This window comes from Arthrobacter sp. Y3221159 (genome assembly GCF_059089885.1).
On record NZ_JBNHFC010000005.1, the window covers coordinates 120,206 to 139,225 of the forward strand.

Sequence of the window (19,020 nt, forward strand, 5' to 3'; positions counted from 1 at the left end):
GAAGGAGCCCCCGTCCGGCAGGACGGGGGCTCCTTCGTGTGTACTGACGATTACTAGAGCTTGCCAAATTCCGACTGTACGGCTTGGAGCTTATTGTCCGCGGTGTACTCGTAGATACCGATGTAAGCCTCGGTCGGGTCACCGGCGTCGGAGAAGGTGATCGGACCCGACTGGCCGTCGTAGTCGATGTCCTTGCCCTCACGCAGCAAAGTAACACAGGAGGGGAAGTCGCTGCACTTCTCACCCGACTCCGAGACCGCCTTGAGCTGCTTTGCGATTTCGACGCCGCTGGTGCTCCCTGCGGCTTCAGAAGCGAGGGCGATCAGGTTGACAGCATCGTATGACTCACCGCCGTAGGTGAAGTCCTTCAGTGCGGGATCAATCTCCAGGAGCTTCTTTGTAAACGCTTCGTTTGCAAATGTCCCCGGGAAGGTGCCGTGTGCACCCTGCAAGGTGCCAGGTTGGAAGTCCTTGCTGTAGTCTGCGGTGTTGCCGTCCACCAGGAACATCGTGGTGGGATCGATCCCCTTGCCTGTCATAAGGGGAACGATGCTCTTGGCCTGGTCAAAGGTGATCAGGGCAATTGCGTCGGGCTTGGCCGCGATAACCTTGTCCACCTGGCTGCTGAACTGGGTGTCACCCTCGTTGAACAGCTCCTCGGCCACAACCTTGCCGCCTGCGGACTCGAACGCGGCCTTGATGTTCTTTGCCAGGCCCGTGCCGTACGCATCGTTGAGGACGATCATGCCCACTGTCTGGGCGCCACAGGTAGCCATGTAGTTGCCAAGGACCTTGCCTTGAAGGACATCGGATGGTGCCGTGCGCCAGTACAGTCCTTTGTCGTCCCAGGTGGTGAAGTCCGGCGAAGTGTTAGCCGGCGAGAACTGGATGACCCCGGCACCTGTGATCTGGTTGATGACGGTCTTGGAGACACCTGACGAGGCGGCACCGATGATGGCGTTGACACCCTGCCCCAGCAAGGCATTTGTCGACTGGGTGGCGATGTCCGTCTTGGTGTCACCTGAATCGCGGTGGATTACTTCCACAGGTTTGCCCAGGACACCACCGGCGTCGTTGACTTCCTTCACGCCAAGATTAACGCCGGCAATTTCTGGTGGCCCGAGGTAAGACAGCGAACCGGTGGTGGGCAACAGCGAGCCGAGTTTCAAAGGAGTCTCGGTTGTGCCAGTGGACGGGGGCACCGAACCACCGCCAGCGCCGCCCGTGGCCGGCGCGCTGGTTTCGCCGGTTGCGCCCGGTGCCGGGCATGCGATTCCGGCCGCTGCTGCTCCAGTGGTGGTTTCGGTCGCCGTGGGTGTGGACGGACCGCCGCAAGCCGTTGCCATGAAGGCAACGCCGATGCCAAGCGCTGTCAGCTTGGCAGCGCGGGCTCCCGCCTGGGGGAATAAAGTCATTTACGAGCTCCTCGATCTAAAGGTGCGAACGGCCTTCGACACGAAAAATCAGGGATTCCTGATTTAGCTTCAAGCTAATGCAAATCACAGGCGAAGATAAGTGACTGAGGTCACATCCTTATAACAGTCGTTGCATATGTGGAATTAAACGGCGGAAGCCGCCCATAAGATGCGGGCGGCTTCCTCGCGGAGACTCTGAAGTCTCCTGCTTCTCTGTACCCCAGGTGGGACTCGAACCCACAACACGCGGATTTTAAGTCCGATGCCTCTGCCAATTGGGCTACTGGGGCGCCGGGTCCATGGTATCCCGTCACGTGAGTGAGAACGGTCCGGCGTACCGGAACATACCGTGGACACCGCCGGACCACAGGGCGAGCGGCAGGAGCTGGAAGTAGTCGCCCCACTCCGGTTCGGGCGCCTGGACACCAAAACTGGACGCCGGGACAAAGCCAAACCTGGAGTAGTAGTCCGGGCTTCCAAGCAGGACGATGCCGCGCTCCCCAGCGGCATTGGCCCTGTCGATTGTCTCGCGCATGAGTGCCGAACCGATGCCCTGCCGTTGCAGCCGCGGAGTGACACCGATGGGGCCAAGGCCGAGGAGCGCCTGATCCCCCACCCACCCGCGGGTGCTGATGACATGGCCCACGATTTCCCCGTCCTGGACGGCCACTACGCTGAGGTCCGGGATGTACTCCTCGGCGTCAAAGAGTGCGCGAAGCACCCCCACTTCCACCGGCTCCCCTCCTGCCGGCAGGCCTGTGGCCGGCGAAATTGCGAAAGCGTCGGCCGTCAGGGCCAGGATGGCGTCCCGGTCTGCAGGGTTCTCGCTGCGCAGCACCAGCTCCCGGCGCGGGGCATCCCGGCTCCGGGCAGCGAGTTCAGCCAGGACTTCAAGTGCCCGCGGCGCATCCGCTACCGGCACCAGCAGGTGGTCGTGATGGAAACCGGCCAGGACGTTGCAGCTGATGCGGGCGTCCGTAAGGGCCCTGCTGACTGCTGCGGTGAGGCCCACCGCCTCGAGGGCCGAATGGACCTGCAGCGTGATCCAGGCTCCCACAAAGTCATAGCTGAGCCCCTGCCGGTCCGCGTCAGCACGCGGCAGCACCACTGTCAGGCCTTCAGCCTCGCGTACTGCCGCCTCGATGCCTGCTGCCAGGGGCCGTCCGTGCGGCCACAGGACGTAGACGTATTCCCCCTCGCGCTGAACGGGGTGCATACCGGCCAGCAGCTCCTGCAGCTTCACTTCGGCAGTCATGAGCCCAGTCTAGGAGGCAGGCAGCACCGGCAGCAGGACCGGGGTCAGGAATGGGTGCCTGTCCGCTGAATGGCCGCCGGGACGCAAAAGGCGGCCGCCCCGGGAAGGGGACAGCCGCCGTCGGGCACTGCGTGTGCTACTTGGCCTGTGCCGTCACAGATTCCTTGGATTGCACCGCTGTGGAGCCGGTACCACTGGCTGCCGGCGGGGCTGTCGCCGCGGGTGCGGCTGCAGCAGCCGGTTTGGGCGCCGGGGTGGCTGCGGCAACGAAAGCACCGCGCGGGTTGTCCAGGTCCATCAGCTGGGTGGTGTCACGGCCGACGAAGAAGCTGATGATCCAGTTGAAGATCACCCGGAACTTGCGCTCAAACGTGGGCATGGCCAGCCCGTGGTAGCCGCGGTGGGCCAACCAGGCGAGCCCGCCCTTGAGCCCAATGCTGCCAACCAGGTTGATGTTGGCTACGCCCTTCCACTCGCCAAAGCCTGCAACGGCGCCGAGGTTCTTGTGCTTGTAGTCCTTCAGCTGCTTTTCCCAGCGCGAAGCCCAGAGGTTCTTGGCCAGGCGCTTGGCCTGGCGGAGCGCATGCTGTGCGTTCGGAACGCAGGTACCGTCAGGCAGGCCCTTGCCCGTGAGGTCGGGCACGGCGGCGATGTCGCCCGCAGCCCACGCGTTGTCCACAATGCCTTCGTCTCCGGCAACGCGGAGGTCCGGGAGGACGCGGACGCGGCCACGGGGCTCCAGCGGAAAGTCGGTGGAGCGGACCATCGGGTTGGCCTGGACGCCGGCCGTCCACACGAGGGTGCCGGCTTCAAACTCCTGGGCAGGGGACTTGTCCGGGAGGTTGATGAGCTTGAGGGTGCCTTCGGCGCTGTCCAGCGAGGTGTTCAGCAGGACCTCGATGCCGCGGCTGCGCAGGTGCTCAACGACCCATTCGGCCTGCTTGGCAGTGACCTCGGGCATGATGCGGCCCATGGCTTCCACCAGGACAAAACGGACTTCTTCCTGCTTGATCCGCGGGTTGTTCCGGACCGCGGCGCGGGCCAGGTCCTCCATTTCGGTGATGCACTCGATGCCGGCGAAACCACCGCCAACCACCACGAAGGTAAGGGCCTTGGCGCGCGCGGCAGGATCGGTCATGGTGGAGGCAACCTCGATGCGCTCCAGGACCTTGTTGCGCAGCGCAACGGCTTCCTCGATGGTCTTCAGGCCGATGCCCTTGTCCGCGAGGCCCTTGATGGGGAAGGTACGGGTGATGGCACCTGCCGCCAGGACGACGTCGAAGTAGGGGACCTCGAAGTTTTCGCCGCCGTCGGACGGAGCGATGACCGCAGTGCGGTTGGCGTGGTCGATCGAGGTGACGCGGCCCTGGATCAGTTCCGTCTGCTTGAGGTGCTTGCGGTGGGATACCACCGCGTGGCGGGCTTCAATGTTGCCGCCCGCCACCTCGGGGAGGAACGGCTGGTAGGTCATGTAAGGCAGTGGATCCACGAGGGTGACGATGCCACCGGCATTCGCGATCTTCTTCTGCAGTTTGAGTGCTACGTACAGGCCGACGTACCCGCCGCCGACGACGAGTACCCTGGGACGGTCCTGGAGCTCTGGGGTGGTTGCCATAGTTTAAGGATAGCGCAGTTTGTGAAAATCTTCACTAACTGCTCGAAGCGCCCGTAAAGCTAGGTTTTCCGCACCGGATGCACCTTTTCCAGCACACCTGTTTCCGGTTCCTCGCCCGCTAGCGCCGGGTCCCGCGCCGCCCGGCGCAGCTGGATCGCGGCCGCAGCGATGATGGCCGCGAACAGCAGGGCAAATCCGATGACGACCGCACCTCCAATGGCAGTATCACGCTTCGACGGCGCCTCTGCAGCCGGGACGGTTGCCTCCGGAAGTGCCGGCGCAGCAACCGGCGCCTCTGCCGTGGGGACCGGGGTGGGGGTGGCAAGGTTGCCGCGCCGGTGCACCCTGATCCACTCGGCGATGGTTCCCAGGGGATTGTTCTTCGCTTCGGGCACGTTATCCTTCAGCGCCGCTTCGGCGTTGAGGATGCCATAGCCGTAGAGGGGGTCCTTGCCCGGCGGTCCGGCATCCTTTGCGGTGGAGACGATGCGGTTGATGACCTGCTCGGCGCTCATGGAAGGCCACTTGGAGCGGATCAGTGCCGCCACGCCGGCAACGATGGGTGTGGATCCGGAGGTCCCTGCCCATTCGGCATACCCCCCGCCCGGGAGGCCGCCCAGCAGGTTCTGGGCCGGTGCTGCCACGCCGATGCTGATGCCTTGCGAGGACGCGTCGACGCTGGCAGTCCCCGAGCGGTCCAGGCCGGCGACAGTGAGGACGCCCGGGATGGTGGCCGGGGCTCCCACCTGGGTGTTGCCGCCGATCCGGTTGCCGGCTGCCGCGACGATCACCACGTCCTTCTGCTCGGCGTATAGGAAGGCGGCGTCCCAGCTTTGCGGCCATTGCGGGGCGGTGCTGCCGAGCGAGATGTTGATGACTTTCGCTCCGTTGTCCACGGCCCAGCGGACCGCTTCCGGAATCTGGTCCTGGTCGCTTTTGCCGGAGGGGTTCGGTGAGCCAAGCCATGTGGACACAGACAGGATCTGGGCCTCGGGGGCCACACCGATGATGCCGTCCGGTGGCGGCGCAGCGGGGCCGGGCGTGGGGGTGGCCGTTTTGTCGGCGGGCTGGTGTCCCCGGCCGGCAAGCATAGTGGCCACCAGGGTGCCGTGTTCGGGCTTCGACCCGACGCTCTTCTGGCCGTTCGGCTGGCCGGAGCCGGACGCGTCGTAGCCGCCTGCCACCGCGCCCTTGAGGTCCGGATGCTGCGCGTCCACGCCGCTGTCGATGACGGCCACCTTGACGCCGGCACCCTTGGACACTTCCCAGGCCTTGGTAATGCCGGAGTCTGCGAGCCAGTACTGCTTGTCCCGCCACTCGTCCGCTTGGGCCGCCGGAGCCGTGATAAGACCGGCAGCGAGGCAGCAGGCGGCGAGGACCAAGGCAAGCGCCGCCGCTCCGGTCCGGCGCAATACGGGGTGGGTGATGGATCGCATCCGGGTTCAGCCGATGCTCAGGGCGATGCCGTCAAGGATGTCGTGCTCGCTGGCCGTCGCCGTGGTGATCCTGCCGCCGGTGAGTTCGCCCAGGCGTTCCAGGATCCTGCGCCACACCAGTCCCCCTGCTCCGATAACATCCACGCGTCCCGGGTGCATGTAGGGCAGTCCGGCGCGCTCCGACCGGACCATCTCCAGGAGGTCCGTCGAGGCGGCGCGGACGGTGTCAATGGGCAGTTCCGCGCCGTGGATGACGTCCGGCTTGTATTCGGGCAGCCGGAGGGCGTGGGCGGTGATGGTGGTGATGGAGCCGGCAACACCGACGACGGCGGTTGCCTGTTCCAGCGGAACGTGCTGTCCGGCGAGGGCCATGGCTGCGTCCACGTCAGCTTCCGCCGCCGCGATCTGTTCCGCGCTGGGCGGATCGTTCCGCAGGTGCCGTTCGGTCAGCCGGACGCAGCCGACGTCCACCGACTTCGCCGCGGTGACGCCCTGTGCGGTGCCGAGGACGAACTCGGTGCTGCCGCCGCCCAGGTCCACCACCAGAACCTGGTGGCCGTCCAGGATGGGCAGGACACTGCTGGCACCGGCAAAGGACAACGCAGCTTCCTCGTCGCCGGAGATCACTTCCGGTTCCACGCCCAGGAGGTTGCGGATTCCATCCACGAAGACGTCCCGGTTCCGGGCATCCCGGCTGGCGGAGGTTGCAACGAACCGGACGGACTCAGCGCCGTGGTCCCGGATCAGCTGTGCGTAATCGGCAGTGGCGGCGAACGTGCGCTCCAGTGCTGCGGGGGCGAGTTCACCGGTGGCGTCCACGCCCTCCCCCAGCCGGACTACGCGCATCTCGCGCACCACGTCGGTGAGGCTGGTGGTGCCGTTGCTGCGGTGTACGTCGGCGATCAGCAGGCGGATCGAATTGGTGCCACAGTCAATGGCGGCTACCCGGGTCACTGGGCAGCCTCGGCAGGATTGGCCGACTTCCGCACAGGGGCGGGGCGGCCCACGATGTCCGGCAGGCCCTGCGGACCGTGCCGGCTGAGGTCCCGGGAAGGAGCTTCACCGGTGGTGTCCCAGGCCCCCTCGCAGTAGCACCTGTCCGCCGTCCACCATTCGCGGATCTGTTGCAGCGCCTCATCCCCCAGCGGATTCACGCCCGGTCCGGCAGCGAGCGATTGCCCCACCAGGACATGCAGGCACTTGACGCGGGTGGGCATGCCCCCGGCGGAGACTCCGTCGATTTCCGGGACAGCGCCGATGCCGGAACGCCGGCCAATCGCGTCCCGCGCGGCAAGGTAGGCTTCATGCGCAGACCGGTAGGCGGCTGCCAGTTCCGGGTCGCCGGCCAGCTGCTCGTTCATGGTGTTCATGACCCCCGCCGCCTCAAGCCGGGACACCGCGGAGGTGATCACGGGATGCGTCAGGTAGAAGGTGGTGGGGAACGGGGTGCCGTTGCTCAGCCGCGGAGCCGTTGCCGCCACCAGCGGATTGCCGCACACGCAGCGGGCAGGGATTTCCACCACATCGCGGACCGGACGTCCCAGCTGCCGGCTCAATACTTCAAGATCGTGTGCTGATGGTTGGCGGGAGTCGTCCCGGGCGGCTGCCGTGTTGTGTTCCACTGTCGCGGGCCGTCCTTCCTTTTGCGGTTCAGTCTGTGGCCGCGCGCTCGATGGACTCCCACAGGGAATCCACCCACGGCAGATCGGCGGGGTCTTGTGCTGCTGCACCGGTGTGGCTGCTGGCTTCTCCCGCGGGCAAATCGCTGCCGAAAACCCAGTAGCCGGTTTCGCCCGGCATAACCATGTTAATGCGGTCCCGGGCCTGCTGTTTCACGTAGTTGGGGTCCTGCCAGCGGGAGACCTGCTGGCGGAGCCGGTCGCCTTCAGCCTCGCGCGCGGCGATATCGGCATTCAGCGCGTCGATTTCCGACTTCTTGTCGAAGAAGATCTTCACCGTGGGCGCCAGCATGATGGTGATCGCAACCATCACCACGGCCAGTGCCAGCATCCGGCCGGAAAAGGCCTTCGCCGGAACAGGGTGCTGCTCCTCTTCCGCGGGTTGGTTCGCGGCACCGTTGGTTGCGCTGCTGCCCTTTCCCGGCCTGGCACGCCCTGCGGGTGCGCCCGTGGCCGGTGCCTGTCCGGCTGGTGCCTTCGGGGGCTTGCTGTCGGCGCCGGGGCTTCCTGCCGGGCCCGGGTTGTCCTTGGCCGAGCCGAAATCCGCCTGGATGACGTCGGCGCCGTCGGAGGTTTCGCTTCCTGGACGGGCGGGGCTGACCTTGGGGACTTTGGGACGGCGGGTAGCCATGACACTCCTGATCGCGGCCTGCCTGCGGCCGCCACTGTCTGTGCTGAACAACAAAACGGCGCTGGACAACAACCGGGCTGACGGATGCTGCTGAAACAACAACGGTGGCTATGGTCTTTTCAACCATAGCCACCGTTTATTGCTTTATGCGGCTACTAGCCCTTGAAACGCGGGAACGCGCTGCGGCCTGCGTAGCGTGCGGCGTCGTCGAGTTCCTCTTCGATGCGCAGCAGCTGGTTGTACTTGGCAACGCGCTCGGAGCGGGCCGGCGCGCCGGTCTTGATCTGGCCGGCGTTGGTTGCCACCGAGATGTCGGCGATGGTGGTGTCCTCGGTCTCGCCGGAGCGGTGCGAGGTGATGGTGGTGTAACCGGAGCGCTGCGCCAGGCTGACGGCGTCCAGCGTCTCGGTCAGGGAGCCGATCTGGTTGACCTTCACCAGCAGCGAGTTGGCGGTGCGGGTGTCGATGCCGCGCTGCAGGATGGAGGGGTTGGTGACGAAGAGGTCGTCACCCACCAGCTGGACCTTGTCGCCGATGGCGTCGGTGAGGGTCTTCCAGCCGTCCCAGTCGTTCTCGTCCAGCGGGTCCTCGATGGACACCAGCGGGTAGTCGGACACGAGTTCGGTGTAGTAGGCGCTCATCTCGGCCGAGCTCAGGGACTTGCCCTCGAACTGGTAGGCGCCGTCCTTGAAGAACTCGGAGGATGCCACGTCCAGGGCCAGGGCGATGTCCTTGCCCGGGGTGTAGCCGGCGTTCTTGATGGCTTCCTGGATCAGGTCCAGCGCGGCACGGTTGGAGGGCAGGTTCGGGGCGAAGCCGCCCTCGTCGCCCAGGCCGGTGGACAGGCCCTTTTCCTTCAGGACGGACTTGAGGTTGTGGTACACCTCAACGCCCCAGCGCAGGCCTTCCGAGAAGGTTTCGGCGCCGATGGGAGCGATCATGAATTCCTGGATGTCGACGTCGGAGTCCGCGTGGGAGCCGCCGTTCAGGATGTTCATCAGCGGCACGGGCAGGACGTGCGCGTTGGGGCCGCCCAGGTACTTGTAGAGCGGCAGGTCGGCGGAGGCGGCGGCTGCGTTGGCCACGGCCAGGGAAACGCCCAGGATGGCGTTGGCGCCCAGCTTGCCCTTGTTCGGGGTGCCGTCCAGGTCCAGCATGGCCTGGTCGATGGAGCGCTGGTCGGTCGCGTCGAAACCGGTCAGCGCCGGTGCGATCTGGTCGATGATCGCGTCGACAGCTTTCTGGACGCCCTTGCCAAGGTAGCGGCCCTTGTCGCCGTCACGCAGTTCGACGGCCTCGTGCTCGCCGGTGGAAGCGCCGGAAGGTACTGCTGCCCGGCCAATCTGGCCGTCGGAGAGCAGGACCTCAACTTCTACGGTCGGGTTGCCACGGGAATCGAGGATCTCGCGGGCGTGGATGGCATCGATAAGCGCCATGAATTTGCTCCTTATGGGCGATTAACGGGGGATCTTGCAGAAAGACTCGACGTACTCGTCACGGACCAGCGTAGTCGAGAGTGGTGCGGGTTACGGAAACCGGTCCGGGCCGCGGACGTCATGATGGTGTTGGGACGGGGATTTCTCCTGCTGGTAGCGCCGAACAGCCCCGCGCAGGGCACGTTCGGCGTCGAATCCGGCGTCATGTGCGGAGCGTACGACGGCGAGGAGCAGCTCCCCGAGCTCTTCCTCAGTTGCGGGGACGGGCGTCCCTGCCGGCAGGGGTGCGTCCGCGCGGGCTGCGCGGTCCACCGACTTCTGCGCCCGGGCCAGTGCGGGCAGGGCGTGCGGGATCCCTTCGAAGTGGCTGGTGCGCGCTGGCCGCTCCGCCCGCTTCACCGCATCCCACTTCCGCACGATCTCATCCACCGTGGCCGGGAAAGTGTCCTGCAGCGAGCCGTCGGGACGGAAGACATGCGGATTCCGCCGGACCATCTTGGCAGCCAGGCCGCGGGCAACGTCGTCGAACTTAAATGCGCCGCGCTCCTCGGCGAGCCGGGCGTGCAGCACCACCTGGAGCAGGACGTCACCCAGCTCGGCCTGGAGCTCGGCGTCGGGATGGCCCGCCTCGATGGTTTCGGCAACTTCGTAGGCTTCCTCGAGGAGGTACTCCACGAGCGAGCTATGCGTCAGCGAGCCCATCCAGGGGCAGTGCTCGCGGAGCGCAGCAATCACGGACAACAGCTCCCCCACGGGGGTGCTGTGGTCCGGCTGCTCAGCCAAGGTTGGCGTAGGTGTCGTTGATGTACTCCACCAGCGCCTCCTTCTCCTCCAGGGGCAGGAAGGAAGCCTCGGCGGCGTTCAGGGTGAGCTCGAGCAGGTCGTCGAGGTCGTAGTCGAACGTCTCCACCAGCAGCTCGAACTCGTCCGTGAGGGTAACACCGCCCATCAGCCGGTTGTCCGTGTTGATGGTGACGTTGAAGCCCAGCTGGTACAGCATGTCCAGGGGGTGGCTGTCGATACCTTCGCCGAAGGGCGCAATCGCGCCGGTCTGAAGGTTCGAGGAAGGGCAGATTTCCAGGGCGATGCCACGGTCGCGAATCCAGCTGGACAGGTCGCCCAGGGTGACCAGGCCAATGGTGTCCTCGGCGTCGTCGTCGAATTCCACCATGATGTCCTCGGCGATCCGCACGCCGTGGCCCAGGCGGAGCGCGCGGCCGTCCACGAGCGCCGACTGGATGCTTTCCAGTCCGGCAGCTTCACCGGCGTGCACCGTGGCAGGGAAGTTCTGCTGGGCCAGGTAGGTGAAGGCGTCCCTGAAACGGGACGGCAGGAAGCCGTCCTCCGCGCCGGCAATGTCGAAGCCCACGGCACCGCGGTTGCGGTGGCGGACGGCGAGCTCGGCGATCTCCTGGCCGCGGTCGGCATGGCGCATGGCCGTGATCAGCTGGCCGACCTGGATCTCGCGGCCGCTGTCCCCTACCGCCTCGACCCCGGCTTCCAGGCCTTCCTGGACGGCCTCCACGGCTTCATCCAGCGTGAGACCCTTCTGGAGGTGCTGTTCGGGGGCCCATCGCACTTCGCCGTATACGACGCCGTCGTCTGCCAGGTCCTCGACGAATTCCTTGGCCACCCGGTACAGGCCTTCATGCGTCTGCATGACCGCCACGGTGTGGTCGAAGGTTTCCAGGTAACGGACCAGGGAACCGGAATCGGCCGACTCCCGGAACCACTGGCCCAGTGCCACGGGATCGGTGGACGGAAGGGTGTGCCCGGCTGCCTCGGCAAGTTCGATGATGGTGGCCGGACGGAGGCCTCCGTCCAGGTGGTCGTGAAGCGAGACCTTAGGCAGGTTCTTCAGGTCAAAATCGATGGCAGGGGCAGCGTCAACAATAGGCTCAGTCACGTTCCCACCTTAGGGTGGGCGGGGGCGCAAAGCCAGCGGCTAGGGTGTTGCCGGCCCGCCGTCGGCGGACGGCGCGAGGACGCCGGACCCGGGCTTGCCGTTGCGGGCACCGGAGGGCCCGCCGTCGAGCCATTCGTCCACCTCTTGGGCGTCGTTCCGGGCAAGGTGCTTGTGCCACCAGCGGAGCAGGTGGTCGATCAGGATGCCCAGGATGATGGCAAAGACAACGGCGATGCCGGCACTGAGCAGCGGGTTGTGGTGCAGCCAGGGGAAGGAACTGGCCAGCAGCCCGATCCCGATGGAGTAGCCCACCCAGGTGATGCACGCGAAGGCATCCAACAGGAAGAACCTGCGGTGGCCGAAGCCGGTGCTGCCCGCCACGTAATTGACGGCCACACGGCCCCAGGGGATGTAGCGGGCCGTGAAGATCAGGACCGCCCCGCGTTTGTCCAGCTCATAGCGCGCCCAGCTGAAGGCCTTCCTGACCTTGGGCCGGCGCATCCATTTCCACCGGTCCAGCCCGATCCGGCGTCCCAGCATGAAGGCCATGTTGTCCCCGGCGATGGCCCCGATCAGCGCGGTGGTGCCAAGGATCCAGAGGTTGGGCTGGCCGCTGTGCCGGGCGAAGGCTGCCAGGGCGACGATGAGGGTTTCGCTGGGCACCACCATGGCGAAGCCGTCCACGAAGAAAAACACGAGCAGGACCGGGTAGATCCACCACTGGCCCGCTGCATGGAGCACGGCCTCATTAATAAACTCCACGCGGTCTTGCTCCTAGACAATGATGACGCAGCTATAGCGACGCTGCCGTAGCGGAAATCGTTCCTAAGTGTCCCATGGCCCGGGCGCCGTCCGCTACGCCCGGGGCCGGGAAACACCTTTCCCACGCTATCCCCGGCCGGGGGCCCGATGCGTCGTCCCTGGGGGTGATATTCCGTCCGGTCAGGCCTCGGGTTCCCGCATGCGTTCGACCACGGGGGTCTGCCGGCGAAGGCGGTTGATCACCACGTCCACCACGATGCCGAGCGCCACGGCGCACACGATGGCGATGACGGCGCCCAGCAGGTGGTTCTCCTCGAACCACTGGCCGAAGAACAGCCCTATCCCCACGGAGTACACCGCCCAGAGGACGGCTGAAAGGGTTGTGAGGGCGATGAAGCGAAGGTGGTGGTACTGCGTGGCACCCGCCGTCAGGTTCACCGCGACCCGGCCAATGGGCACGAACCGCGCAACGAGGATGAGTGATGCAGGGCGCTTCCGCAGTTCGCCGCCGGCCCAGCGGAAGGCGCTTTGCATGCGCGGACGCCGCATCCAGGACCAGCGGGTGGTGCCGACACGGCGCCCGATCAGGTAGGCGATGTTGTCCCCTGAGAAGGCGCCCAGGGCGGCCACGAGCACTAAAAGCCAGGGGTTGGGGACGTCCGCCGTGGCGGCCACGGCGGACAGCCCCACCACCACGGACTCGCTGGGAATGGGCGGGAAGAAGCCGTCAATGATGCAGCACGCCAACACCAGGAAGAGCACCCAGGGCTGCCCGGCTGCGGCGACGATGAAGTCATTGATGGCCTGCATGATCCCCTATGCTATGCGGTCCAGGATCAGCCGCTGCGCCGGCCTTGATCCTTCCGGGGCGATAACCACAGCCTGTTCCAGGACCTCCTTGGCCCGCGTGAATTTCTCTGGGGTGTCGGTAAGCAGGGTCATCAGCGGTTCCCCGGCCCGGACCACTGCGCCCGGCTTGGCGTGCATCCTGACGCCGGCGCCTGCCTGTACCGCGTCCTCCTTGCGTGCGCGTCCTGCTCCCAGGCGCCATGCGGCAACGCCAACGGCCAGGGCATCCAGTTCCACGAGGACCCCGTCGGCCGGTGCGTACACCGTTTCGGATTCCCGCGCCGCCGGCAGCTTGGCGCGGGGATCTCCGCCCTGCGCCTGGATCATCCGGTTCCACACGTCCATGGCCCGGCCGTCCTTGAGGGCGGCCGCGGGGTCGGCGTCGTGCACCCCTGCGGCGGCGAGCATCTCCTCCGCGAGCCGGACCGTCAGCTCCACTACGTCGTCCGGGCCGCCCCCTGCAAGGACCTCCACGGACTCCTCCACCTCGATGGCATTTCCTGCCGTGAGGCCCAGCGGGGTGTCCATGTTGGTGAGCAGGGCGACCGTGTTGACCCCTGCGTCCTTGCCCAGCGCCACCATGGTTTCGGCCAGCTCACGGGCAGAGGCTTCGTCCTTCATGAACGCGCCGCTGCCCACCTTCACGTCCAGGACCAGGGAGCCGGTGCCCTCGGCGATCTTCTTGCTCATGATGGACGAGGCGATCAGGGGGATGGCTTCCACGGTTCCGGTGACATCGCGCAGGGCGTACAGCTTCTTGTCCGCCGGGGCCAGGCCGGCACCGGCGGCGCAGATGACCGCCCCGACGTCCTGCAGCTGTGCCATCATTTCCTCGTTGCTGAGGGACGCACGCCAGCCCGGGATGGACTCAAGCTTGTCCAGCGTCCCGCCGGTGTGGCCGAGGCCGCGGCCGGACAGCTGCGGCACTGCCACCCCGAACACCGCAACCAGCGGGGCCAGGGGCAGTGTGATCTTGTCCCCCACGCCGCCGGTGGAGTGCTTGTCCGAGGTGTATTTCAGGCCGCCGTCGGGCCGCCGGAGGCTGGAGAAGTCCATGGTCTCGCCGGAGGCGATCATGGCTGCGGTCCAGCGGGCAATCTCCGTCCGGTTCATGCCGTTCAGCAGGATGGCCATGTTCAGCGCGGCCATCTGCTCGTCGGCGATGGCGCCCCGGGTGTAGGCATCGATGGTCCAGTCGATCTGTTCGGGGCTCAGGGTTCCCTTGTCCCGCTTGATGCGGATGATGTCAACGGCGTCGAATGCTTCAGCTTTGCTGTCAGTCACCGGGTTTCCTCCAGGTGTTCGGGACCGAAGGCGTCGGGCAGCACCTGGTCCATGGTCTTGATGCCCCGGGTGGTCATGAGTTCCATGTCCGGGGCGCGGAATTCGTAGAGCAACTGCCGGCAGCGGCCGCAGGGCATCAGGATGTTGCCGCTGCCGTCCACGCAGTAGAACGCGCGCAGCAGTCCGCCGCCGGTCATCTGCAGGTTGCCTACCAGGGCGCACTCGGCGCAGAGGGTCAGCCCGTAGCTGGCGTTCTCCACGTTGCAGCCGCTGACGATCCTCCCGTCACCGGTGAGGGCAGCGGCCCCCACCGGAAACTTGGAGTAGGGGGCGTAAGCGTTGCGCATGGCGGCGACGGCGGCGGCTTCCAGCGCCTGCCAGTCCACCGTGGTTGCCTGGTCCACGCCGGTCATCCCTTGACGTAGGGTATGCCACTGGCTGCCGGTCCCCTGGACTTGCCCACCAGGCCGGCGACTGCGAGGACGGTCACCAGGTACGGCAGCATGGCCATGAATTGGCTGGGAACCGGGGTTCCGATGATGGTGACGATACTCTGCAGGTTGTCCGCGAAACCGAACAGGAGCGCCGCGAAGAACGCACCGATCGGGTTCCACCGGCCGAAGATGAGGGCAGCGAGGGCGATGAAGCCGCGGCCGCCGGAGATCTCCTTGGTGAAGCTGTCAATGGCCACCAGGGTGAAGAAGGAACCACCGATCCCGGCGACGGCACCGCCCAGGGTGACGTTCCAGAAGCGGGTGGCGTTCACGTTGATGCCCAGGGTGTCCGCGGCCTGCGGGTGTTCACCTACAGCCCGGACCCGCAGGCCCCACCGGGTCTTGAACAGGCCCACCCAGACCACCAAGACTGCGATGTACATCAGGTAACCCACCAGGGTCTGCCGGAACAGGATGGGGCCGATCACCGGAATGCTGGAGAGGACCGGAATCTCAATGGCCTCCAGCCCGGGCGGGGAGTTGAACCGTTCGCTGTCCTCCTGCATGACAGTGCTGAACAGGAAGCCGGTGACGCCGGAGACGAGCACGTTCAGGACGACGCCGACGATGATCTGGTTCACCAGGTACTTGATGCTGAACAGTGCCAGCACCATGGACACCAGTGCACCGGCGATCGCGGCAGCCAGGAGCCCCACGAACGGGTTCTGCGTCATGCTGGCCACAATGGCAGCAGTGAACGCACCGCCGAGCAGCTGGCCTTCGATGGCGATGTTGACCACGCCCACCCGTTCGCAGAGGACGCCTGAGAGCGAGCCGAACACGAGTGGAACGGCCAGGGTGACCGAGCCGGCGATCAGCCCGGCCAGCGAGATGCTTGGGGTGCGGGCGCCGCCCACAACCCAGATAAGGAATGCTGCGACGAACAGGACGATGAAGGTCACCGGCAGCCAGCCCGGCGCGGGCCGGTCCTTGGTCTTGAGGTAGACCGCGTAGGCGGCCAGCCCCAGCATCAGCACTGACAGCACGATGCCGCCGGCGAACGCGTTCACCGCCAGGGCAGGCAGCTGGAAGAAGTCCTCGCCGGTGGAGATGCCGAAGCTTGCCGTCTGGTTGGGGGCCAGGAGGCCGAAGAAGACCAGTGCGATCAGACCGAAGGCTGCCAGCAGGACGGGCGTCTTCCAGCCCACCGGCTTGGCGGAAAGGGCGGCGGCACCGGCGTCGGTTCCGGCTGGCTGGGGTGTTCCCGGGCGCGGGGACGAAACTGTTGTGCTCATGCTGCACCTCCGGTAGTTGCTGCCTGCCGGGACTTCGCCGGACGGGCAGGCTTCTTCCGCCGCGGGTTCAGTCCGAAGACCGCGCGGACCAGCGGCGGCGCCGCGATGAACAGGACAATCAGGGACTGGACCACCAGGACGATGTCGATAGGGGTGCCGGTCTGGATCTGCATCTGGACGGCCCCGGCGCGGAAGGCGCCGAACAGCAGGCCGGCTGCAAAGGTGCCCCACGGCGTCGAACGTCCCAGCAGCGCGACGGTGATGGCATCGAAACCGTAGGTGGCGGCAACGCCGTCGGTAAGCACCTTCTCGGTTCCGGCCACCTGCGCGACGCCGGACATTCCGGCCAGTGCGCCGGCCATGGCCATCACGAGGATGGTGGATCGGGAAACGTTGATGCCGGCGGTCTGGGCCGCCTTGGGGTTGGCGCCCACAGCCCGGAATTCAAACCCGACGGTAGAGCGGTTCAGCAGCCACCACACCAGGAAGGTGGCGCCGATGGCCAGGATGAAGCCAAGGTGGAGCCGGTATTGCGTGCCGAAGATCTGCGGATAGACGGCCGAGGGGTCCAGGATGGGGGAAATGGGGTTGGACTCCCCCGGGCGCTGGAACGCCGGCGTGTTCAGCAGGTACCGCAGGAAATACAGTGCGATGTAGTTGAACATGATGGTGAGGATGACCTCGTGGGCACCGGTTCGTGCCTTGAGCACGCCCACCAGCCCGCCCCACAGGGCGCCGCCGACGATCCCTGCCACCAGCACCAGGAGGAGGTGCAAGCCGAACGGCAGGTGCAGCGCGAAGCCCACCCACGCGGCAAGGATGCCCGCCACGATGATCTGCCCCTGGGCGCCGATGTTGAAGAGGCCTGCCCGGAACGCCAGTGCCACACCCAGGCCGGCCGTGATAAGCGGCGTGGCGATGGTGAGCGTTTCCATGAACGGCGCGAACTGGGCGGCCACGCTGTTTCCGCGGGGGTTGAACACTGAGCCTTGGAACAGGGCGACGTAGGATCGGGTGGCTGCGTCCCAGACGGCGACGAGGAAGTCCGTGGGCCGGGCAAGGAAGTAGGTGGAGGTGGCGGCCACCCGCGCATCGGTGCTGGCGATCAGGAGGCCGCCGATGATGAGGGCCAGCAGCACCGCCAGGAGCGAGACCATGCCGCTGCCGGTGAAGATCCTGCGGAGCACCGTGTCGGGGCCGCCCGGAAGCTGTCCGCTTTGGGCGGTGGCAGGTACGGCGGAGGGCTCCATGGCACCGCCGGCGGTGTCAACGGAGACGACGGCGGCGGTTTCCTCCTCCGCCTGGCTGGCCTTGTGGTGGGGCTTGCCGGAAGGCTTGGTGCCATGCCCTTCCCCGGCCGCGTGCTTGGGGGGATGGTTGTCAGACATGGTCGTCTCCCTCGGCGTCTGGAGTGGAAGCGGTGGTTGTGGCCGCGGCGGGTCCGGCCTGTGGAGTGTGCGCGTGCTCCTCCGGCGGGATCCCGGCCATCATGAGGCCCAGGGTTTCACGGCTGGTGCCGGCCGGGACGATGCCCACCAGCTTGCCCTTGTAGAGAACGGCGATCCGGTCCGCCAGCTCCATCACCTCATCCAGTTCGGTGGAGATGATCATGACGGGCGTGCCCTGGTCGCGCTCGGTAACGATCCGGCGGTGCAGGAATTCGATGGAGCCCACATCCACGCCCCGGGTGGGCTGGGAGGCGATGAACAGCCGCAGGGGCCGCGAGAGCTCCCGCGCCATCACCACCTTCTGCTGGTTGCCGCCGGACAGTGTCCCGGCGGCCGCGGCCGCGGAGGGGGTGCGGACGTCGAACTCACCGATCCGTGCCTTGGCGTTTTCGAGGATCCTTGCCGGGCTCATGCTGATGCCTTTGGCGAACGGCGGTTTGTCATACAGGTCCAGGACGAGGTTTTCCGCCACGGAGAAGGTCCCCACCAGGCCGTCCACCTTGCGGTCTTCGGGCACGAAACCGACGCCGGCCTTGAGGACTTCCTTGACGGGGCGGCCCAGGAGTTCCTTGCCGTCGAGGGTGACCGAACCGGAGACCCGCTCCTGCAGGCCAAGGATGGCTTCCGTCAGCTCGGTCTGGCCGTTGCCCTGCACCCCGGCGAGGGCGAGGATCTCGCCCCGGGCGATGTCAAAGCCGAGTCCGTCCACCACATGCTGGCCGTTCGGTGCGATCACCGTGAGGTCGCGCACCACGAACGTCTTTTCCTGGGGCTTTGCCGGCGCCTTGTCCAGGTTGAGGCTGACAGCACGGCCCACCATCATGGAGGCCAGCTCCGAGGTGGCGGCGGAGGGATCGGCCGAACCCACCACCTTGCCGCGCCGGATCACCGTGATGGTGTCGGACACCTCTTTGACCTCCCGCAGTTTGTGCGAGATGAAGACGATCGAGGTACCACCGGACTTCAGCTGGCGCATGATGTCCAGGAGTTCGTCGGTCTCCTGCGGCGTCAGGACGGCTGTGGGCTCATCAAGGATCAGGACCTTGGCGTTCCTGACCAGGGCCTTGATGATCTCCACGCGCTGCTGGACGCCCACCGGAAGGTCCTCCACCAGGGCGTCGGGGTCGACGTCGAACCCGTACTGGTCCGAGATCTCCTTGATCCGGCGGCGGGTTTCGTCCAGGTTCAGGAAGCCCGCGGCCTTGGTGGGCTCGGCGCCCAGGGCCACGTTTTCGGCCACTGTGAAAACAGGGACCAGCATGAAGTGCTGGTGCACCATGCCGATGCCGGCGGCCATGGCGTCGCCCGGTCCGCGGAAGGTTACGGGTTTGCCGTCAACGAGGATTTCCCCGTCAGTGGGCTCATACAGCCCGTACAGCACATTCATCAGGGTTGATTTTCCTGCCCCGTTCTCGCCGAGCAGGCAGTGGATTTGTCCCGGCTCAACCACCACGTCTATGTGGTCGTTGGCCAGCAGCGTGCCAAATCGTTTGGTGATCCCTCTGAGTTCAAGTTTCAAAACTCTGACCAATCTCGAAGCGTCCGGTGGTCCACCGGACGGGATATGAGGCTGCA

Annotated in this window: 17 protein-coding genes and 1 tRNA gene; all 18 read right to left on the reverse strand. The window is 66.2% G+C overall.

Annotated features, from left to right (window positions below; translation table 11 throughout):
- Positions 1 to 53: 53 nt before the first annotated feature.
- Entirely contained in the window at positions 54 to 1,415 is a 1,362-nt protein-coding gene (locus tag AC5RT3_RS07065; RefSeq protein WP_494051405.1) for an ABC transporter substrate-binding protein, read from the reverse strand.
- Positions 1,416 to 1,631: 216 nt separating this feature from the next.
- Positions 1,632 to 1,705: transfer RNA gene (locus tag AC5RT3_RS07070), tRNA-Leu, on the reverse strand.
- A 20-nt stretch (positions 1,706 to 1,725) separates the two neighbouring features.
- On the reverse strand, positions 1,726 to 2,670 hold the full coding sequence (locus AC5RT3_RS07075; RefSeq protein ID WP_494123841.1) for an N-acetyltransferase: 945 nt from the start codon (positions 2,668 to 2,670) through the stop codon (positions 1,726 to 1,728).
- A 136-nt stretch (positions 2,671 to 2,806) separates the two neighbouring features.
- Positions 2,807 to 4,285 (reverse strand): NAD(P)/FAD-dependent oxidoreductase, encoded by a 1,479-nt coding sequence (locus AC5RT3_RS07080; protein ID WP_494123842.1) that lies wholly within the window; start codon positions 4,283 to 4,285, stop codon positions 2,807 to 2,809.
- 59 nt (positions 4,286 to 4,344) lie between these two features.
- Positions 4,345 to 5,721, reverse strand: a complete 1,377-nt coding sequence (locus AC5RT3_RS07085) for a S8 family serine peptidase (protein ID WP_494123843.1) — start codon at positions 5,719 to 5,721, stop codon at positions 4,345 to 4,347.
- Between the two features lie 6 nt (positions 5,722 to 5,727).
- Positions 5,728 to 6,675 (reverse strand): Ppx/GppA phosphatase family protein, encoded by a 948-nt coding sequence (locus AC5RT3_RS07090; protein ID WP_494051401.1) that lies wholly within the window; start codon positions 6,673 to 6,675, stop codon positions 5,728 to 5,730.
- Entirely contained in the window at positions 6,672 to 7,343 is a 672-nt protein-coding gene (locus AC5RT3_RS07095; protein WP_494010646.1) for a DUF501 domain-containing protein, read from the reverse strand. The genes AC5RT3_RS07090 and AC5RT3_RS07095 overlap by 4 nt, the downstream gene beginning before the upstream one ends.
- A gap of 28 nt (positions 7,344 to 7,371) precedes the next feature.
- Complete coding sequence (locus AC5RT3_RS07100) at positions 7,372 to 8,031, reverse strand: FtsB family cell division protein (RefSeq protein ID WP_494123844.1); 660 nt, start codon at positions 8,029 to 8,031, stop codon at positions 7,372 to 7,374.
- A gap of 155 nt (positions 8,032 to 8,186) precedes the next feature.
- Positions 8,187 to 9,467: a phosphopyruvate hydratase gene (eno, locus tag AC5RT3_RS07105; protein ID WP_494010648.1), complete on the reverse strand. Its 1,281-nt coding sequence runs from the start codon at positions 9,465 to 9,467 to the stop codon at positions 8,187 to 8,189.
- Positions 9,468 to 9,557: 90 nt separating this feature from the next.
- On the reverse strand, positions 9,558 to 10,169 hold the full coding sequence (locus AC5RT3_RS07110; RefSeq protein WP_494123910.1) for a MazG nucleotide pyrophosphohydrolase domain-containing protein: 612 nt from the start codon (positions 10,167 to 10,169) through the stop codon (positions 9,558 to 9,560).
- Between the two features lie 73 nt (positions 10,170 to 10,242).
- On the reverse strand, positions 10,243 to 11,373 hold the full coding sequence (locus tag AC5RT3_RS07115; protein WP_494123845.1) for an adenosine deaminase: 1,131 nt from the start codon (positions 11,371 to 11,373) through the stop codon (positions 10,243 to 10,245).
- A gap of 39 nt (positions 11,374 to 11,412) precedes the next feature.
- Complete coding sequence (locus tag AC5RT3_RS07120) at positions 11,413 to 12,135, reverse strand: DedA family protein (RefSeq protein ID WP_494010650.1); 723 nt, start codon at positions 12,133 to 12,135, stop codon at positions 11,413 to 11,415.
- Positions 12,136 to 12,315: 180 nt separating this feature from the next.
- Positions 12,316 to 12,945: a DedA family protein gene (locus tag AC5RT3_RS07125; protein ID WP_494123846.1), complete on the reverse strand. Its 630-nt coding sequence runs from the start codon at positions 12,943 to 12,945 to the stop codon at positions 12,316 to 12,318.
- Positions 12,946 to 12,951: 6 nt separating this feature from the next.
- Positions 12,952 to 14,268: a thymidine phosphorylase gene (locus AC5RT3_RS07130; RefSeq protein WP_494123847.1), complete on the reverse strand. Its 1,317-nt coding sequence runs from the start codon at positions 14,266 to 14,268 to the stop codon at positions 12,952 to 12,954.
- Positions 14,265 to 14,681, reverse strand: a complete 417-nt coding sequence (locus AC5RT3_RS07135; RefSeq protein ID WP_494051393.1) for a cytidine deaminase — start codon at positions 14,679 to 14,681, stop codon at positions 14,265 to 14,267. Before AC5RT3_RS07135 ends, AC5RT3_RS07130 begins: the two co-directional genes overlap by 4 nt.
- Positions 14,678 to 15,997 carry an ABC transporter permease gene (locus AC5RT3_RS07140; protein WP_494103444.1) on the reverse strand — a complete coding sequence of 440 codons (1,320 nt, stop codon included), beginning with the start codon at positions 15,995 to 15,997 and terminating at the stop codon, positions 14,678 to 14,680. Before AC5RT3_RS07140 ends, AC5RT3_RS07135 begins: the two co-directional genes overlap by 4 nt.
- Entirely contained in the window at positions 15,994 to 17,385 is a 1,392-nt protein-coding gene (locus AC5RT3_RS07145; RefSeq protein WP_494123848.1) for an ABC transporter permease, read from the reverse strand. Before AC5RT3_RS07145 ends, AC5RT3_RS07140 begins: the two co-directional genes overlap by 4 nt.
- Complete coding sequence (locus AC5RT3_RS07150) at positions 17,378 to 18,964, reverse strand: ABC transporter ATP-binding protein (protein ID WP_494123849.1); 1,587 nt, start codon at positions 18,962 to 18,964, stop codon at positions 17,378 to 17,380. Before AC5RT3_RS07150 ends, AC5RT3_RS07145 begins: the two co-directional genes overlap by 8 nt.
- Positions 18,965 to 19,020 lie beyond the last annotated feature (56 nt).

Bases quoted from the DNA above. Each gene is read 5' to 3' on its own strand.
- AC5RT3_RS07140 (WP_494103444.1), bottom strand. From the start codon at position 15,997: ATGAGCACAACAGTTTCGTCCCCGCGCCCGGGAACACCCCAGCCAGCC.
- AC5RT3_RS07110 (WP_494123910.1), bottom strand. From the start codon at position 10,169: ATGGGCTCGCTGACGCATAGCTCGCTCGTGGAGTACCTCCTCGAGGAA.
- AC5RT3_RS07065 (WP_494051405.1), bottom strand. From the start codon at position 1,415: ATGACTTTATTCCCCCAGGCGGGAGCCCGCGCTGCCAAGCTGACAGCG.
- AC5RT3_RS07125 (WP_494123846.1), bottom strand. From the start codon at position 12,945: ATGCAGGCCATCAATGACTTCATCGTCGCCGCAGCCGGGCAGCCCTGG.
- AC5RT3_RS07075 (WP_494123841.1), bottom strand. From the start codon at position 2,670: ATGACTGCCGAAGTGAAGCTGCAGGAGCTGCTGGCCGGTATGCACCCC.
- AC5RT3_RS07135 (WP_494051393.1), bottom strand. From the start codon at position 14,681: ATGACCGGCGTGGACCAGGCAACCACGGTGGACTGGCAGGCGCTGGAA.
- AC5RT3_RS07085 (WP_494123843.1), bottom strand. From the start codon at position 5,721: ATGCGATCCATCACCCACCCCGTATTGCGCCGGACCGGAGCGGCGGCG.
- AC5RT3_RS07100 (WP_494123844.1), bottom strand. From the start codon at position 8,031: ATGGCTACCCGCCGTCCCAAAGTCCCCAAGGTCAGCCCCGCCCGTCCA.
- AC5RT3_RS07145 (WP_494123848.1), bottom strand. From the start codon at position 17,385: ATGTCTGACAACCATCCCCCCAAGCACGCGGCCGGGGAAGGGCATGGC.
- eno (WP_494010648.1), bottom strand. From the start codon at position 9,467: ATGGCGCTTATCGATGCCATCCACGCCCGCGAGATCCTCGATTCCCGT.
- AC5RT3_RS07080 (WP_494123842.1), bottom strand. From the start codon at position 4,285: ATGGCAACCACCCCAGAGCTCCAGGACCGTCCCAGGGTACTCGTCGTC.